Source organism: Streptomyces sp. NPDC044003 (genome assembly GCF_056435185.1).
Genome location: NZ_JBWKFA010000005.1, coordinates 345,890 through 361,100 on the forward strand (window position 1 = coordinate 345,890; position 15,211 = coordinate 361,100).

Consider the following 15,211-nt stretch of genomic DNA (forward strand, 5'->3'; position numbering starts at 1 on the left):
CCAGGGGCTACTTCTGGGCCAGTTTCAGGAGGTGGTCGGCGAGCGCCTGCCCGCCGACCGGGTCGCGGCTGATGAGCAGCAGCGTGTCGTCACCCGCGATGGTGCCGAGGATGGCGTGGAGTTCGGCCTGGTCGATGGCCGACGCGAGGAACTGGGCGGCGCCCGGCGGGGTTCGCAGCACCACCAGGTTGGCGGAGGCCTCGGCGGAGATCAGCAGTTCGCCGGAGAGGCGCCGCATGCGCTCCTCCTTCGCGGACTCGCCGAGCGGCGCCTGCGGGGTGCGGAAGCCGCCCTCGCTGGGCACCGCGTAGATCAGCTCGCCGCCGGTGTTGCGGATCTTCACCGCGCCGAGCTCGTCGAGGTCGCGGCTGAGCGTCGCCTGGGTGACGCTCAGCCCGTCGTCCGCGAGCAGCTTGGCGAGCTGGCTCTGCGAGCGCACCGGCTGCCGGTTGAGGATGTCGACGATCCTGCGGTGGCGTGCGGTGCGGGTCTGCGGAACGGACGGCCCGCCGTGCTCGTTCTCCTGCGCGTCGGTCATCGTCGTCTCATTCTCCGGTTCGTCCTTGCCCGTTCGCCTCGTCCAGGACCCCGGGCAGCGCCCGGAGGAAGGCGTCCGCCTCGGCGTCGGTGAGGACCAGCGGAGGCATGATCCGTACGACGTCGGGGGCGGGCGCGTTCACCAGGAGGCCGGCGTCCTGGGCCGCCTGCTGCACCTGGGGTGCGAGGGGCCCGGTGAGCACGATACCCAGCAGGAGGCCCGCACCACGGACGTGGGAGACCAGCGGGTGCCCCAGACCCTCGATTCCCTGGCGCAGCCGCTCGCCGACCGACTTCACGTGGTCGAGGGCCGCGTCGGCGCCGAGGGTGTCCAGGACGGCGAGTCCGGCGGCGCAGGCGACCGGGTTGCCGCCGAAGGTGGTGCCGTGGTGGCCCGGCGTGAAGAGCTCCGCGGCCTCGCCGAACGCGACGGTCGCGCCGAGCGGGAGGCCGCCGCCGAGGCCCTTGGCGAGGGTCACGACGTCCGGCTCGACGCCCTCGTGGGCCTGGTGCTCGAACCAGTGGCCGCACCGGCCGATGCCGGTCTGCACCTCGTCGAGGACGAGGAGGGTGCCGGTGGCGCGGGTGATCTCCCGGGCGGCCTTGAGGTAGCCGGCGGGCGGGACGACGACGCCGTTCTCGCCCTGGATGGGCTCGATGATGACGAAGGCGGTGTCCTCGGTGACCGCGGCCCGCAGCGCCTCCACGTCCCCGTACGGCACGTGGGTGACGTCGCCGGGGAGCGGCAGGAACGGGGTCTGCTTGCCGGGCTGGCCGGTGAGCGCGAGGGAGCCCATGGTCCGGCCGTGGAAGCCGCCGTCGGTGGCGACCATGTGGGAGCGGCCGGTGAGCCGGCCGATCTTGAACGCGGCCTCGTTGGCCTCGGCGCCCGAGTTGCAGAAGAAGACCTTGCCGGGGCGGCCGAAGAGGCTCAGGAGCCGCTCGGCGAGGGCGACGGGCGGCTCGGCGACGAACAGGTTGGAGACGTGGCCGAGGGACGCGATCTGCTGGGACACGGCCTCGACGACGGCCGGGTGGGCGTGGCCGAGGGCGTTGACGGCGATGCCGCCGACGAAGTCCAGGTACTCCTTGCCGTCGGCGTCCCAGACCTTGGCGCCCTCACCGCGGACGAGCGGCAGCCGGGGGGTGCCGTAGTTGTTCATGAGCGAGCCCTGCCACCGCTGGGTCAGCTCGGTGTTGCCGGTCATTTCTCCCCCTGGTTCCTCTGAGCGCCCTGAGCGTCCTGGGCGCCCCTGTCGTCCGGAACGACCATCGTGCCGATGCCCTCGTCCGTGAAGATCTCCAGCAGGATCGAGTGCTGGACCCGGCCGTCGATGACGCGGGCCGTGGTGACCCCGTTCCGTACGGCGTGCAGGCAGCCCTCCATCTTGGGGACCATGCCGCTGGAGAGCTCGGGCAGCAGCTTCTCCAGCTGGCTCGCGGTGAGCCGGCTGATGACCTCGTCGCTGTTCGGCCAGTCCTCGTAGAGGCCCTCGACGTCGGTCAGGACCATCAGCGTCTCGGCACCCAGCGCCGCAGCGAGTGCCGCAGCCGCCGTATCAGCATTGACGTTGTAGACATGTCCGTCGTCCTGGGAGCGGGCGATGGAGGAGATGACCGGGATCCGGCCGTCCTCCAGGAGCGCCTTGATGGCGCCGGTGTCGATGGCGGTGATCTCGCCGACGCGGCCGATGTCGATCGTCTCGCCGTTTATCACCGGCTGGTGCTTGGTGGCGGTCATGGTGTGGGCGTCCTCGCCGGTGAGGCCGACGGCGAGCGGGCCGTGCTGGTTGAGCAGGCCGACGAGTTCGCGCTGGACCTGGCCCGCGAGGACCATCCGGACGACGTCCATCGCCTCGGGGGTGGTGACCCGCAGACCCGCCTTGAACTCGCTGACCAGGCCGGCCTGGTCGAGGGCGGCGTTGATCTGGGGGCCGCCGCCGTGCACGACGACCGGCTTGAGGCCGGCGTGGTGCAGGAAGACGATGTCCTGGGCGAAGGCGGCCTTGAGGTCCTCGTCGATCATGGCGTTGCCGCCGAACTTGATGACGACGGTCTTGCCGTGGTGGCGGGTGAGCCAGGGCAGTGCCTCGATGAGGATCTGGGCCTTCGGGAGGGCGGTGTGTTTCCGCGCGGTGTTGCTCACGACGAGTACGCGCTGTTCTCGTGGACGTAGTCGGCGGTGAGGTCGTTCGCCCAGATGACGGCGGACTCGCTGCCGGCGGCGAGGTCGGCGGTGATGGTGACCTCCCGGTAGCGCATGTCGACCAGGTCGCGGTCCTCGCCGACGGAGCCGTTCTTGCAGACCCAGACGCCGTTGATGGCGACGTTGAGCCGGTCGGGCTCGAAGGCCGCCTTCGTGGTGCCGATGGCGGAGAGCACCCGGCCCCAGTTGGGGTCCTCGCCGTGGATGGCGCACTTGAGGAGGTTGTTGCGGGCGATGGAGCGGCCCACCTCGACGGCGTCGTCCTCGGTCGCGGCGTTGATCACCTCGATGCGGATGTCCTTGCTGGCGCCCTCGGCGTCGCCGATGAGCTGGCGGGCGAGGTCGTCGCAGACGGTCCGTACGGCCTCGGCGAACTCGTCCTGCGCGGGGGTGACGCCGGCGGCGCCGGAGGCGAGGAGGAGGACGGTGTCGTTGGTGGACATGCAGCCGTCGGAGTCGACCCGGTCGAAGGTGAGCCGGGTGGCGGTCCGCAGGGCGGCGTCGAGGCCCTTGGCGTCGACGTCCGCGTCGGTGGTGAGGACGACGAGCATGGTGGCGAGGCCGGGGGCGAGCATGCCCGCACCCTTGGCCATGCCGCCGACCGTCCAGCCGTCCTTGGTGACCACGGAGGTCTTGTGGACGGTGTCGGTGGTCTTGATGGCGATGGCGGCCTTCTCGCCGCCGTGCTCGGAGAGTTCGGCGGCGGCCGTCTCGACTCCGGGGAGCAGCTTGTCCATGGGGAGCAGGACGCCGATGAGGCCGGTGGAGGCGACGGCGACCTCGCCGGCGCCGACCTCCGTGCCCTGCTTGCTCAGGACCTCGGCGACCTTCTCGGCGGTGGCGTGGGTGTCCTGGAAGCCCTGGGGGCCGGTGCAGGCGTTGGCGCCGCCGGAGTTGAGGACGACGGCGGTCAGCTCGCCGTCGGCGAGGACCTGCTGGGACCAGATGACGGGCGCGGCCTTGACGCGGTTGGAGGTGAAGACTCCCGCGGCGGCGCGGCGGGGCCCGGTGTTGACCACGAGGGCCAGGTCCGGGTTGCCGTTCGACTTGATCCCGGCGGCGATGCCCGCTGCCGTGAATCCCTTCGCTGCGGTGACGCTCATGGAGCGACTCCAATCGTGGAAAGTCCGGTGGCCTCGGGAAGCCCGAGGGCGATGTTCATGCTCTGCACCGCGCCGCCGGCAGTGCCCTTGGTGAGGTTGTCGATGGCGCTGATGGCGATGATCCGGTTCGCGTTCGCGTCGTACGCGACCTGCACCTGAACGGCGTTGGAACCGTAGACGGACGACGTGGCCGGCCACTGCCCCTCGGGGAGCAGGTGGACGAAGGGCTCGTCCGCGTAGGCCTTCTCGTACGCGGCCCGTACGGTCTCGGCGGTGACTCCGGGCTTCGCGGTGGCGGTGCAGGTGGCGAGGATGCCGCGGGGCATCGGCGCCAGGGTGGGCGTGAAGGAGACGGTGACCCGCTCCCCCGCCGGTCCGCTGAGGTTCTGGATCATCTCGGGCGTGTGGCGGTGGCCGCCTCCGACCCCGTACGGGGACATGTTGCCCATGACCTCGCTGCCGAGCAGGTGCGGCTTGGCGGCCTTGCCCGCGCCGGAGGTGCCGGAGGCGGCGACGATCACGGCCTCGGGCTCGGCGAGCCCTTCCGCGTACGCCGGGTAGAGCGCGAGCGAGACGGCGGTCGGGTAGCAGCCGGGGACCGCGACGCGCTTGGACCCCTCGAGGGCGGCGCGGGCGCCCGGCAGTTCGGGGAGGCCGTAGGGCCAGGTCCCGGCGTGCGGGGAGCCGTAGTACGTCTCCCAGTCGGCCGGGTCCTCGAGGCGGAAGTCGGCGCCCATGTCGATGACGAGGACGTCGGGCCCGAGCTGCTCGGCGACGGCCGCGGACTGGCCGTGCGGCAGCGCGAGGAAGACCACGTCGTGTCCGGCGAGCTCCTCGGCGGTGGTGGGCGCGAGGACGCGGTCGGCGAGCGGGAGCAGGTGGGGCTGGAGGGCCCCGAGGCGCTGGCCGGCGTTGGAGTGGCCGGTCAGTGTCCCGATCTCCACGTGGGGGTGGGCGACGAGGAGACGCAGGAGCTCTCCGCCCGCGTATCCGCTCGCACCCGCCACAGCTACTCGTACCGTCATCGAAACCCTCCTCATGGATGGCATGACTATACGTGGAGCCGAACTTTTATGCAACGACATGCTCTGGGTGGAGAGACATTCCCTCTTTACTACGTGAAGTGCGCTTTTACCAGGACATGCACCAGGAGAACGGTGGAGCGGGGCGGGGCCCTCAGGCGGCCAGGCGTTCCACCAGCAGGAAGGCGCCGATGACGATCATCATGGCTCCGCTGACGCGGGTGACGGCCCGGGCCGCCGAGGGGCGGGTGCTCAGGACCGTACGGGCCAGGACACCGACGGAGAGGTAGACGACGGCGCACGCGGTCAGGTGCATCGTGCTGAGCAGACCGGTCTGCGCAGCGACCGGCCAGCCCGTGGCAGGGTCGATGAACTGCGGGAACAGCGAGAAGTACAGCAGCAGCGCCTTCGGGTTCAGGCCGCTGATCCCGACCCCCTTGAGCATGACCTGCACACGGGAGGCACCCGCGCCCTCCGCGGCGGCCGTCGGTACGGCGGGCCGGCGCAGAACGCCCCACCCGAGCCACAACAGGTAACCGGCGCCCGCCAGGGTCAGGGCGGTGAGCACGGCCGGCGAGCTCGCCACGATCACCGCCAGGCCCGCGACGGCCGCCAGCGCATAGGCCGTATGCCCGGCGATGAGACCGGTGACGGCCGGGACGACCGAGCGTCCCCGCAGACCGGCGGAGATCGCGTAGGCCCAGTCCGCGCCCGGAGTGAACACCAGCAGCAGGTCCACTGCCAGGAAAGCCGCCAGTGTCGTCGTGTCCATCGATCGTTCCCTCTCGCACTTCTTTCTCTGGAGGGAAAGCTAGGCCGGATATGCCCGAAGGTGTTTCCGTATGTGCGCCATGATCACGAAATACGGAGGAGAATCTTCTCCATGGACGCCCTGGACCGGAAAATTCTTACCGAGCTGCAGCTCGACGGCCGACTGACGATCACCGAGCTGGCCGCCCGCGTGCGACTGAGCGTCTCGCCCTGCCACCGCCGACTGCGCGACCTCGAACGCGAGGGCGCCATCCGCGGCTACCGCGCCGTCGTCGACCCCGCCGCCGTCGGCCTGAACTTCGAGGCCCTCGTCTTCGCCACCCTGCGCTGGGAGGACGCCGACACGGTCACCGCCTTCGAGGAGGCGGTGACCGCCGTCCCGCACGTGCTGCAGGCCCAGCGCCTGTTCGGCGAGCCCGACTACCTCCTGCGGGTCGCGACCACGGACCTGACCGCCTTCCAGGAGCTGTACGACCAGCAGCTCGCCCGGCTGCCCGGCGTCCAGCGCCTGACGTCCACGCTCGTCATGAAGAACGTGATCGCCGACCGCCCCTTGCCGGAGTAGCCGGGTCGGGGGCCGGGCGGCGGCTTCCGGTGGCCGAGACGGCGGAACTGCCGGACGATCGGAAGGTGGGTGCGAACCTTCGGGAGAGCACCCCTTTGCATGACCATGCGAGATGATGCATACTCTTCCTATGTCCAAGGTCCTCACCTCCCTGCCCGCCGGCGAGCGCGTCGGCATCGCCTTCTCCGGCGGCCTCGACACGTCCGTCGCGGTCGCATGGATGCGCGACAAGGGCGCCATCCCGTGCACCTACACCGCCGACATCGGCCAGTACGACGAGCCCGACATCGCCTCGGTGCCCGGCCGCGCGAAGACCTACGGTGCCGAGATCGCGCGCCTGGTCGACTGCCGCGCCGCGCTGGTCGAGGAAGGCCTGGCCGCGCTCACCTGCGGCGCGTTCCACATCCGCTCGGGCGGCCGCGCCTACTTCAACACCACCCCGCTCGGCCGCGCCGTCACCGGCACCCTGCTGGTCCGGGCGATGCTCGAGGACAACGTCCAGATCTGGGGCGACGGCTCGACCTTCAAGGGCAACGACATCGAGCGGTTCTACCGCTACGGCCTGCTCGCCAACCCCCACCTGCGGATCTACAAGCCCTGGCTGGACGCGGACTTCGTGACCGAGCTCGGCGGCCGCAAGGAGATGTCGGAGTGGCTGCTCGCCCACGACCTCCCCTACCGGGACAGCACCGAGAAGGCGTACTCCACCGACGCCAACATCTGGGGCGCCACCCACGAGGCCAAGACCCTGGAGCACCTGGACACGGGCGTCGAGACCGTCGACCCGATCATGGGCGTGAAGTTCTGGGACCCCTCGGTCGAGATCGCCACCGAGGACGTCACGATCGGCTTCGAGCAGGGCCGCCCGGTGACGATCAACGGCAAGGAGTTCCACTCCGCCGTCGACCTGGTCATGGAGGCCAACGCCATCGGCGGCCGCCACGGCATGGGCATGTCCGACCAGATCGAGAACCGGATCATCGAGGCCAAGAGCCGCGGCATCTACGAGGCCCCGGGCATGGCGCTGCTGCACGCCGCGTACGAGCGCCTGGTCAACGCGATCCACAACGAGGACACCCTCGCCCAGTACCACAACGAGGGCCGTCGCCTCGGCCGGCTCATGTACGAGGGCCGGTGGCTGGACCCGCAGGCCCTCATGGTCCGCGAGTCGCTCCAGCGCTGGGTCGGCGCGGCCGTCACCGGCGAGGTCACGCTGCGGCTGCGGCGCGGCGAGGACTACTCGATCCTCGACACCACGGGCCCGGCGTTCAGCTACCACCCGGACAAGCTGTCCATGGAGCGCACCGAGGACTCGGCCTTCGGCCCGGTGGACCGGATCGGCCAGCTCACCATGCGCAACCTCGACATCGCCGACTCGCGCGCCAAGCTGGAGCAGTACGCCGGCCTCGGCCTGATCGGCACCGGCAGCCCGTCCATCGGGGCCGCCCAGGCGGCCGCGACCGGCCTGATCGGCACCATGACGCAGCTGCCCGAGGGCGGCGCCGAGGCCATCGCCTCCCGCGGCGAGGTCTCCGGCGACGAGGAGATGCTGGACCGGGCCGCGATGGAGTTCGGCACGGACTGACGCACGGCTCCCCAGCCACGGAAGGCCGGTTCGACACCTTGGTGTCGGACCGGCCTTTCCGCTGTGCCGACCCCTGTCACATACCGGCGGGCCCTCTCGTCAACGCGGTGACGGAACCGACGAGGAGTGAGGCGCCATGCACGACGACACGTTTCTGACCGCCCTGACCGGGCGGTTCGACGCCCACGAGGAGCAGTTGCGGGCCGTCGCCCTGCGGATCACGGGGTCGCCCGCGGAGGCCGAGGAGGCGCTCGCGGTGGCCCGGGCGGAGCTCCGGCAGGACGACGGTGCGGCGGTGCGCGCGTGGCTGACGGCGGCCGTGGGCGAGACCTGCATGCGAAGGCTCCAGGAGCGCGGGGACCGAGGGTGGGAGCCGGGGCGGCACGACGGCGCAGGGGGTTTCGGTGGGGCACCCGGGGCAGGCGGGGCCGACTGCCTCGGCGAGTCGCCCGCCTCGGGGGATGCCGGGGTCGACTCCCTGTGGCTGACGTTGCTCGTGATGCTGGAGAGGCTCGGGGGCGAGGAGCGGCTGGCCTATGTCCTGCACGATGTCTTCGGGCTGCCGGCGCACGAGACCGCGCGGATCACCGGCGGGTCGCCCGATTCGGCTGCTCGGCTGGCACGGCGGGCACGGGAGCGGATGCGGGGCGGCGGGGCGGCCCGTACCGAGGGCGAGCAGGGGCGGCAGCGCGCGGTGGTGGACCGGTTCCTCACGGCCGTACGCGCGCGTGATGCCCGCGTCCTGGTGGCCGTCCTCGACCCGGAGGTCGTCGCGTACTCCGAGGGCGCCCCGGTGCACGGGGCCGCCGCGGTCGCCGAGACGGCCGTCGCCTTCGCGCGGAGCGCGGACGTGTCCCGGCCGGCGCTGGTCGACGGGGCCGTCGGCGCGGTCGGGTTCGCCGCCGGCCGGCCGGTCTCGGCCTTCGCGGCCACGCTCCGACGGGACCGGATCGTCGCCCTCTCGCTCACCACCGGGGAGGACCGGGTGCGCGGGCTCGACCTGGCCTTTCCCGACTCCTGAGGCGCGGGCGGGGTTCATGGGGGGGCGGGCGGGGCTCCGGAGGCGCGGGCAGGGTCCATGGGGGGGCGGGCGGGGCTCATGGGGGGGGCGGGCACGGGGCTCCGACGCGCGGGCGGGGCTCCGAGGCGCGGGCAGGACTCTGTGGCGCGGGCAGGACTCCTGAGGCGCGGGCAGGGCGAAATTCCGGTGCGTCCAGGAGTCCGTTCCGTTAGCGTCGACGCCATGTCTACGCCCCGAATCTCCTAGCTGAGGACCCGCACTCACGCCACCCGTGTGTCCTCAAGCTTGTTCGGAGCGTTATCCCATGATCACCGTTCGTGGTGCCGACGTGCGCGTCGGCGCCCGGCTCCTGCTGTCCGACATCTCCTTCCACGTCGCCCCCGGCGACCGGATCGGCCTGGTCGGCCGTAACGGCGCCGGCAAGACCACCCTCCTCGACACCCTGGCCGGGCTGCGTGCCCCGGCCGCCGGCACCGTCACCCGTACCGGCTCCGTCGGCCATCTCGCGCAGGACTCGCGGGCCGCCGACCCCTCCGTGACCGTCACCGACCGGATCCTCTCCGCGCGCGGCCTCGACCGGGCGGTCCGGCGGCTCGCGGAGGCCGCCCGACGGCTCGGCGAGGCACCCGACGCGCGGGCGCTCGCCGCGTACGACGCCGCCGAGACCGCCTTCGAGGCGGGCGGCGGGTACGCGGCGGAGGCGGAGGCCGCCCGGGTCGCCGCCGGTCTCGGCCTGCCCGTCGAGCTCATGGACCGGCCCGTCGGCCGGCTGTCCGGCGGCCAGAAGCGCCGGGTCGAGCTGGCCCGCATCCTCTTCGCCGGTCACGGGCGGGACGGCACGCTGCTGCTCGACGAGCCGACCAACCACCTGGACGCCGACTCGATCGGCTGGCTGCGCGGCCACCTCGCCGCCCACAGGGGCGGACTCGTGCTGATCAGCCACGACGTGCGGCTCCTGGCCGACACCGTGAACCGGGTCTTCCATCTCGACCCGCAGCGGGCCTCGCTCGACGTCCACAACACCGGCTGGGACGCGTACCTCGCCCAGCGGGACGCCGACGAGCGGCGCCGAGTGCGCGAGCGCGCCAACGCCGAACGGAAGGCGGCCGCCCTGCACGCGCAGGCGGACCGCATGAAGTCCCGCGTGGCGACGGCGACGACGGCCCGCAGCATGGCCCGCCGGGCCGACCGGATGCTCGCCGGGCTCGACCCGGCGCGGCAGGCCGAGCGGGTCGCCCGCATCCGGCTGCCCGAGCCGACCCCCTGCGGCCGGACACCGCTGGGCGCCGTGTCGCTCACCAAGGCGTACGGGGAGCGGCCGGTGCTCGACGGGGTGGACCTGGCCGTCGACCGGGGCAGCCGGCTCGTCGTCCTGGGGCTCAACGGCGCCGGCAAGACGACCCTGCTGCGGCTCCTCGCCGGACAGGAGACCCCCGACGCGGGGCGGGTGGTGCACGGGCACGGGCTGCGGCTCGGCTACTTCGCCCAGGAGCACGAGACGCTCGACCCGGAGCGCACGGTCCGGGAGAACCTCGCGGCGGCCGCTCCGCACCTGACGGACGGTGAGGTACGGTCCGTGCTCGGCGCGTTCCTGTTCCGGGGCGACGACGCCGACAAGCCGGCCGGGGTGCTCTCCGGCGGCGAGAAGACACGGCTCGCGCTGGCCGCCCTGGTCCACTCCGGAGCGAACGTGCTGCTCCTGGACGAGCCCACCAACAACCTGGATCCCGCCTCGCGCGACGAGGTCCTGGCGGCCGTGGGCACGTATCCGGGCGCGATCGTGATGGTCACGCACGACGAGGGCGCGATCGACGCGCTGCGCCCCGAGCGGGTCCTGCTGCTCCCGGACGCGGACGAGGACCTGTGGAACGCGGAGTACCGGGAGCTGGTCGCCCTGGCGTGAGTGCCCGTCAGCCGGCAGCGGGGGCGGGGGTCTCCGGGTGCGGCGGGGGCGCCGAGCGGGCCGCCAGTTCGTCGCGCTGACGTGTGAGGCGGGCGATCTCCGCGTCGAGGGCCGCGAGCCGGCGGCTCACGACCGGGGACGCCCGCACACAGACGCCCTCGGGGACCCGGCGGGAGCGGATCGCGTCCACGTCGAGGAGAGGCAGGCGGTCCACGCACGCGCGTACGTCCTCGATCGTCAGGCCGAGGGCGAGGAGTTCCCGCACGACCCGGATGCGCGCCACGTCGTCCGGTCCGTAACGCCGCTGACCGGTGGGGGTGCGGTCGGGTGGCGGCAGGAGGCCACGCTGCTCGTAGAGGCGCAGGGCTCGGGGTGTGGTCCCCGCCGCTGCCGCCGCGTCACCGATCCGCATGCCGTCCGCCTTTCGTCGCGGGGGCGGTCGCGATCGTGGACCGGGCCGCGACCGCCGCGGGGGTCGCGACCACCGTCGGGGCCGCGACCGTCAGCCGCGCGTCGCTGCCTCGCCGCCGTCCCCGTCCCCGTCCCCGTCCCCGTCGCCGTCGCCGTCGCCGTCGCCGTCGCCGTCGCCGTCGCCGTCGTCACGGCAACTCGACCACGACCGCCCCGAGATGCCGTCCCTCCATCACCTCCCGCAACGCCTCGGCGGCCCGATCCATGCCCGCCACCCTGACGTGCGGGAAGGCGATCTCCCCTGCGCGCAGCCAGTCGCCGAACCTGCCCCGCCACTCGGCCTCCGTCTCCGGGTGGTCGAGCGGACTGAAACCGCGCAGCGAGACCCGCTTGAGGACGAGCGGGTACGAGTCGAGCTCCACACGCGCGGTGGCGCCGGTCCCCTCCGGATCGAGCTGGCCGGACAGGGCGCCGACGAGGACGGCCCGCGCGCCGGGGCGGGCGGCGGCGACCGCCGCGCTCAGCTGCTCGCCGCCGACCGTGTCGAGGACGACGTCGACGCCCTCGGGCGCGGCTTCGGCTAGCTGCGCGGCGAAGGGTGCGGCGGCGCCCCGGACGACGGCGGCGTCGTAGCCGAGTTCGGTGACGAGCCGCTCGGCCTTGGCCGGTGAGCCGGTGCTGCCGATCACGCGGCCCGCGCCGAGGAGTCGGGCGATCTGCCCGGCCATCGTGCCGACGGCGCCGGCCCCGCCGGTGACGAGGACCGTGTCCCCGGCGCGTATCTCGGTGCCGCGGGTGAGGGCGGCGTACGCGGTCCAGCCCTGGGAGAGGTGGGCGACCGGGTCGGGCAGGGTGTCGCCGAGGGGCGTGCAGCCGGCCGCGGACACGGCGGCGTACTCGCGCCAGCCCTGCCAGTGGGAGACGAGGTCGCCGGGACGGAGGCCGCTGCCCTCCGGAGCGGACACGACCTCGCCGACGGCCGCGCCGAAGAGGGGGTCGCCGGGTTCGACGGGCGGGAAGGGCGCGCCCTTCACTCCGCCGCCGATGAGGGTCCGCAGCGCGGCGGAGACCGCGAACCAGCGGTTCCTGACGAGGACTTCGCCGGGGGCCGGGACGGGCAGGGCGGTGTGGACGAGTGCGAGGTGCTCGGGTGCCGGGAGGCCGCGCTCGGGTCGGGTGCGCAGCCGGATCTCGCGGTGGGTGGCCATGGGGCGCTCCAGGAGGAGGTCGGTCGGGTCGGCGGGACCGTAAACCCTGACCCGCGCGTCAGGGTCAAGTCCGTGGTGGGCGAGGGAGATCCCTGAGGGCGGCCGCGGCCGGGACGCCCTAGCCTGGAGGCATGATCATCAATGCGCAGACCCGGGTACGGGTCGCCCGCCCTTCGCGGGATCTGGCCGCCGCCGAGCGGTTCTATGTGGACGGGCTCGGCCTCGACGTGCAGTGGCGGAGCACCGAGCGGGTGCCCGGGAAGCACGACCTGCTCATGGTCGGGCCCCCGGACGGCAGCTGGCACTTCGAGCTGACCCATGACCCCGAGCGTCCGCTGGAGCCCACCCCGACCGCCGACGACCTTTTCGTCGTCTACCTCGGCGCGCCCGTCGAGGAGGAGCAGGTGGAGCGGCTGCTCGCCGCCGGCGGGACCCGGGTGCCGGCGCACAATCCGTACTGGGACGAGTGGGGCGTCACGGTCGCCGACCCCGACGGATACCGGCTCGTACTCTGTTCCAGATCCTGGGGCCGGTGAGCCTCAGCCCCTCTTGACGGCGCGCAGCACCACGAACTTCGCGTCGCTGGCGACGAGTTCGCTGTTGCCGAAGATCCTGCGGAGCGTGACGTGGTACCCGAGGTGCCGGTTGCCGATGACCCACAGCTCGCCGCCGGGACGCAGCGCGCGGCGTGCGTCCGCGAACATCCGGCGGGCGGTGCGGTCGGTGGTGGCCTGGTGGCTGTGGAACGGCGGGTTGTTGAGGACGAGGTCCATCGAGCCGGGGGCCAGCTCGGTGAGGCCGTCGCCGACGAGGAACTCGGCCTTGCGGTCGGGTCCCAGGTGGGCGCGGAAGTTCTCCTCGGCCGAGGCGACCGCCGGGTACGACTCGTCGGTGAAGACCAGTTCCGCCTCGGGTTCGTGGAGGGCGATGGCGAGGCCGACGACGCCGTTGCCGCAGCCGAGGTCGGCGACGCGGGCCCGGCCGAGACCGCCCGGCAGGTTCGCGAGGAAGAAGCGGGTGCCGATGTCGAGGCGGTCGGCGCAGAAGACGCCGGCGTGGTTGGTGACGGTGAGTCCGGGGAGGCCGGGCGCGGGGGTGTCCGCCGGGAGTGCGTACCGCAGGGGCCACGGGTTCGGCCCGGGCGTGAGGGACGGATCGGGGGTGGTGTGGATCAGCCGGGCCTTCTTCACCGCGAGCGAGGTGCGGGTGGGGCCGAGGATCCGCTCGAAGAGCTTGAGCGTGGAGGTGTGGATGTCCTTGACCATGCCCGTGCCGACGATCACGGTGTCCTCGTGCACGGCGGGCGCGAGCCGGTGGAGCTGGTCCTCCAGGAGCGCGAGGCTCTTGGGGACGCGGACGAGGAGCACGTCGATCCGCTCGGGCGGCGGGTCCTGGGTGGTGAGGAGCCGGACGGCGTCCGGGGCGGCCCCGGCGCGCGCGAGGTTGGCCTGGGTGGCCTGCCCGCCGAGGTACGAGTCGGTGATCTGGACGAGTTCGCGGGGTCCCGCGGCCTGGAGGGCGGTGACGAGGGCTCCCCAGCGGTCGCCGAGGACGGCGACGGTGCCGGAGAGGTCGGTGCCGGTCTCGGAGAGGTGCCCGAGGAGGTACTCGTCGGACGCGTCCCAGGCGCGGAGCTGGTCGCGCGGGTCCTCGGGGAAGCGGGTCAGCGTGAAGGCGCCCCATGACGTGCTCAAACGGTTCATCGTGCTCTCAGGCTAGCCGGTCGGGGGCCCGGTTCCCCACCTTCACGCGCGCCCGCGGGGAGTCGTCAGCAGGGGGCGGTGGCGAGCTGGAGGTGCCAGAGGCCGGGGCGGCCGGTGAGGGTGATCGTGGAGAGGGGGCGGACGTCGACGTTCCAGTAGGTGGCGGGCGGTGCCTTGAGGGCGTACACGAGGGCGGCCCGTACGACGGAGGGTTCGGCGACGGCGACGATGGAGCCGTCCTCGGCGGGGCGGGTGTCGAGCCAGTTCCCTATCCGGGTGATGAAGGCGAGGAGTGGTTCGCCGCCGTGCGGGGCCGTGCGGGCGTCGGTGAGCCAGGCGTCGACGGCGGCCGGTTCGAGGGCGGCGACCTCGGCGAGGGTGAGGCCCCGCCAGCGGCCCATGTCGCAGTCGCGGAGCGCGGGCTGGGCGAGCGGCGCGTAGCCGAGGGCGGTGCCGGTGGCGCGGCTGCGCGGGGTCGGGGAGCAGTAGCGCAGTTCGGCCGCGCCGAGCGGGATGAGCGCGGGCGCGGCCTGCTGCACCTCGTACCAGCCGGCCTCGTCGAGCGGCCGGTCGTCGTCGAAGCGTTCGGCGAGCAGGGAGGAGCTGCGTGCCGCCGTGACGAGCGTCACCCGAAGACTCATGGCCGCGATCGTGAGGCCGGTGGCCCCGCTGGTCAAGGGGTCATGTGGTGGGGTCCGAGGGGGTCGGGCTCACTGCTGCCCGAGAGCCATCCACTTGTCCGGATTCTGCAGTGGCGTGAAACCCACCTTCTCGTACACGCCGTGCGCGTCGGCGGTGGCGAGCATGATGCGGCGCAGTCCGTACGGTGCGAGGTGGTCGCGGACGGCGGTGACGAGTGCGGTGCCGAGGCCGGTGCCGCGGGCCGGGCGGTCGACGTAGACGTCGCAGAGCCAGGCGAAGGTGGCGTAGTCGGTGACGACGCGCGCGTAGGCGCTCATCTCGCCGGTCTCGCGGTGGTAGGCACCGAGGTTCAGCGAGCCCGCGATGGCGCTGTCCTGCTTCTCCCGAGGTCGGCCGAGCGCCCAGTACGCGTCGGTGGACAGCCAGTGGTGGACGCGGGCGGCGTCGATCCGGGCGGGGTCGGCTGAGATCTCGTACGCCCCGTGCATGACGGGGGTGTCGGTGGCGGTGCTGTCGCTCATGGGCGAAGGCTTC

The 15,211-nt window shown here is 72.8% G+C and carries 16 protein-coding genes; 5 read left to right on the forward strand and 11 right to left on the reverse strand.

Features of this window, described 5'->3' with window-relative positions; all coding sequences use genetic code 11:
- Positions 1–7: 7 nt before the first annotated feature.
- The 6 genes from AC07AW_RS22055 to AC07AW_RS22080 all read right to left on the reverse strand — a co-directional run bounded on the left by AC07AW_RS22055 (position 8) and on the right by AC07AW_RS22080 (position 5,640).
- Positions 8–538 carry an arginine repressor gene (locus AC07AW_RS22055; protein ID WP_030214728.1) on the reverse strand — a complete coding sequence of 177 codons (531 nt, stop codon included), beginning with the start codon at positions 536–538 and terminating at the stop codon, positions 8–10.
- 7 nt (positions 539–545) lie between these two features.
- Entirely contained in the window at positions 546–1,745 is a 1,200-nt protein-coding gene (locus AC07AW_RS22060; protein WP_478817168.1) for an acetylornithine transaminase, read from the reverse strand.
- Positions 1,742–2,683, reverse strand: a complete 942-nt coding sequence (argB, locus tag AC07AW_RS22065) for an acetylglutamate kinase (protein ID WP_478817169.1) — start codon at positions 2,681–2,683, stop codon at positions 1,742–1,744. The genes AC07AW_RS22060 and argB overlap by 4 nt, the downstream gene beginning before the upstream one ends.
- On the reverse strand, positions 2,680–3,846 hold the full coding sequence (gene argJ / locus AC07AW_RS22070) for a bifunctional glutamate N-acetyltransferase/amino-acid acetyltransferase ArgJ (protein ID WP_478817170.1): 1,167 nt from the start codon (positions 3,844–3,846) through the stop codon (positions 2,680–2,682). The genes argB and argJ overlap by 4 nt, the downstream gene beginning before the upstream one ends.
- Complete coding sequence (argC, locus tag AC07AW_RS22075; protein WP_478817171.1) at positions 3,843–4,871, reverse strand: N-acetyl-gamma-glutamyl-phosphate reductase; 1,029 nt, start codon at positions 4,869–4,871, stop codon at positions 3,843–3,845. Before argC ends, argJ begins: the two co-directional genes overlap by 4 nt.
- 151 nt (positions 4,872–5,022) lie before the next feature.
- Positions 5,023–5,640 (reverse strand): LysE family translocator, encoded by a 618-nt coding sequence (locus tag AC07AW_RS22080; RefSeq protein WP_478817172.1) that lies wholly within the window; start codon positions 5,638–5,640, stop codon positions 5,023–5,025.
- Between the two features lie 111 nt (positions 5,641–5,751).
- Here AC07AW_RS22080 and AC07AW_RS22085 point away from each other — a divergent pair, with 111 nt between their 5' ends.
- The 4 genes from AC07AW_RS22085 to AC07AW_RS22100 all read left to right on the forward strand — a co-directional run bounded on the left by AC07AW_RS22085 (position 5,752) and on the right by AC07AW_RS22100 (position 10,713).
- Complete coding sequence (locus AC07AW_RS22085; RefSeq protein ID WP_478817173.1) at positions 5,752–6,204, forward strand: Lrp/AsnC family transcriptional regulator; 453 nt, start codon at positions 5,752–5,754, stop codon at positions 6,202–6,204.
- A 130-nt stretch (positions 6,205–6,334) separates the two neighbouring features.
- Positions 6,335–7,789 carry an argininosuccinate synthase gene (gene argG / locus AC07AW_RS22090; RefSeq protein ID WP_478817174.1) on the forward strand — a complete coding sequence of 485 codons (1,455 nt, stop codon included), beginning with the start codon at positions 6,335–6,337 and terminating at the stop codon, positions 7,787–7,789.
- A gap of 136 nt (positions 7,790–7,925) precedes the next feature.
- Positions 7,926–8,810: a sigma factor-like helix-turn-helix DNA-binding protein gene (locus AC07AW_RS22095; RefSeq protein WP_478817175.1), complete on the forward strand. Its 885-nt coding sequence runs from the start codon at positions 7,926–7,928 to the stop codon at positions 8,808–8,810.
- A 304-nt stretch (positions 8,811–9,114) separates the two neighbouring features.
- Positions 9,115–10,713, forward strand: a complete 1,599-nt coding sequence (locus tag AC07AW_RS22100; protein ID WP_478817176.1) for an ABC-F family ATP-binding cassette domain-containing protein — start codon at positions 9,115–9,117, stop codon at positions 10,711–10,713.
- 7 nt (positions 10,714–10,720) lie between these two features.
- Here AC07AW_RS22100 and AC07AW_RS22105 read toward each other — a convergent pair whose 3' ends face one another.
- On the reverse strand, positions 10,721–11,125 hold the full coding sequence (locus AC07AW_RS22105) for a MerR family transcriptional regulator (RefSeq protein ID WP_478817177.1): 405 nt from the start codon (positions 11,123–11,125) through the stop codon (positions 10,721–10,723).
- A gap of 187 nt (positions 11,126–11,312) precedes the next feature.
- A complete protein-coding gene (locus AC07AW_RS22110; RefSeq protein ID WP_478817178.1) occupies positions 11,313–12,332 on the reverse strand; it encodes an MDR family NADP-dependent oxidoreductase in 1,020 nt (339 codons plus the stop codon).
- A gap of 131 nt (positions 12,333–12,463) precedes the next feature.
- Between AC07AW_RS22110 and AC07AW_RS22115 the strand changes: the two genes are divergently transcribed.
- Entirely contained in the window at positions 12,464–12,868 is a 405-nt protein-coding gene (locus tag AC07AW_RS22115; protein ID WP_478817179.1) for a VOC family protein, read from the forward strand.
- Between the two features lie 3 nt (positions 12,869–12,871).
- Here AC07AW_RS22115 and AC07AW_RS22120 read toward each other — a convergent pair whose 3' ends face one another.
- From AC07AW_RS22120 to AC07AW_RS22130, 3 genes are all read right to left on the reverse strand, one after another.
- Positions 12,872–14,035 (reverse strand): methyltransferase, encoded by a 1,164-nt coding sequence (locus AC07AW_RS22120; RefSeq protein WP_478817180.1) that lies wholly within the window; start codon positions 14,033–14,035, stop codon positions 12,872–12,874.
- A gap of 65 nt (positions 14,036–14,100) precedes the next feature.
- Positions 14,101–14,676: a histidine phosphatase family protein gene (locus AC07AW_RS22125; RefSeq protein ID WP_478817181.1), complete on the reverse strand. Its 576-nt coding sequence runs from the start codon at positions 14,674–14,676 to the stop codon at positions 14,101–14,103.
- Between the two features lie 69 nt (positions 14,677–14,745).
- Positions 14,746–15,198, reverse strand: a complete 453-nt coding sequence (locus AC07AW_RS22130) for a GNAT family N-acetyltransferase (protein WP_478817182.1) — start codon at positions 15,196–15,198, stop codon at positions 14,746–14,748.
- Positions 15,199–15,211: the final 13 nt, after the last annotated feature.

Excerpts from the sequence above, each read along its gene's own strand:
- AC07AW_RS22055 (WP_030214728.1), bottom strand. The coding sequence starts at position 538 with ATGACCGACGCGCAGGAGAACGAGCACGGCGGGCCGTCCGTTCCGCAG.
- AC07AW_RS22060 (WP_478817168.1), bottom strand. The coding sequence starts at position 1,745 with ATGACCGGCAACACCGAGCTGACCCAGCGGTGGCAGGGCTCGCTCATG.
- argJ (WP_478817170.1), bottom strand. The coding sequence starts at position 3,846 with ATGAGCGTCACCGCAGCGAAGGGATTCACGGCAGCGGGCATCGCCGCC.
- argC (WP_478817171.1), bottom strand. The coding sequence starts at position 4,871 with ATGACGGTACGAGTAGCTGTGGCGGGTGCGAGCGGATACGCGGGCGGA.
- AC07AW_RS22080 (WP_478817172.1), bottom strand. The coding sequence starts at position 5,640 with ATGGACACGACGACACTGGCGGCTTTCCTGGCAGTGGACCTGCTGCTG.
- AC07AW_RS22085 (WP_478817173.1), top strand. The coding sequence starts at position 5,752 with ATGGACGCCCTGGACCGGAAAATTCTTACCGAGCTGCAGCTCGACGGC.
- argG (WP_478817174.1), top strand. The coding sequence starts at position 6,335 with ATGTCCAAGGTCCTCACCTCCCTGCCCGCCGGCGAGCGCGTCGGCATC.
- AC07AW_RS22095 (WP_478817175.1), top strand. The coding sequence starts at position 7,926 with ATGCACGACGACACGTTTCTGACCGCCCTGACCGGGCGGTTCGACGCC.
- AC07AW_RS22100 (WP_478817176.1), top strand. The coding sequence starts at position 9,115 with ATGATCACCGTTCGTGGTGCCGACGTGCGCGTCGGCGCCCGGCTCCTG.
- AC07AW_RS22105 (WP_478817177.1), bottom strand. The coding sequence starts at position 11,125 with ATGCGGATCGGTGACGCGGCGGCAGCGGCGGGGACCACACCCCGAGCC.
- AC07AW_RS22110 (WP_478817178.1), bottom strand. The coding sequence starts at position 12,332 with ATGGCCACCCACCGCGAGATCCGGCTGCGCACCCGACCCGAGCGCGGC.
- AC07AW_RS22115 (WP_478817179.1), top strand. The coding sequence starts at position 12,464 with ATGATCATCAATGCGCAGACCCGGGTACGGGTCGCCCGCCCTTCGCGG.
- AC07AW_RS22120 (WP_478817180.1), bottom strand. The coding sequence starts at position 14,035 with ATGAACCGTTTGAGCACGTCATGGGGCGCCTTCACGCTGACCCGCTTC.
- AC07AW_RS22125 (WP_478817181.1), bottom strand. The coding sequence starts at position 14,676 with ATGAGTCTTCGGGTGACGCTCGTCACGGCGGCACGCAGCTCCTCCCTG.
- AC07AW_RS22130 (WP_478817182.1), bottom strand. The coding sequence starts at position 15,198 with ATGAGCGACAGCACCGCCACCGACACCCCCGTCATGCACGGGGCGTAC.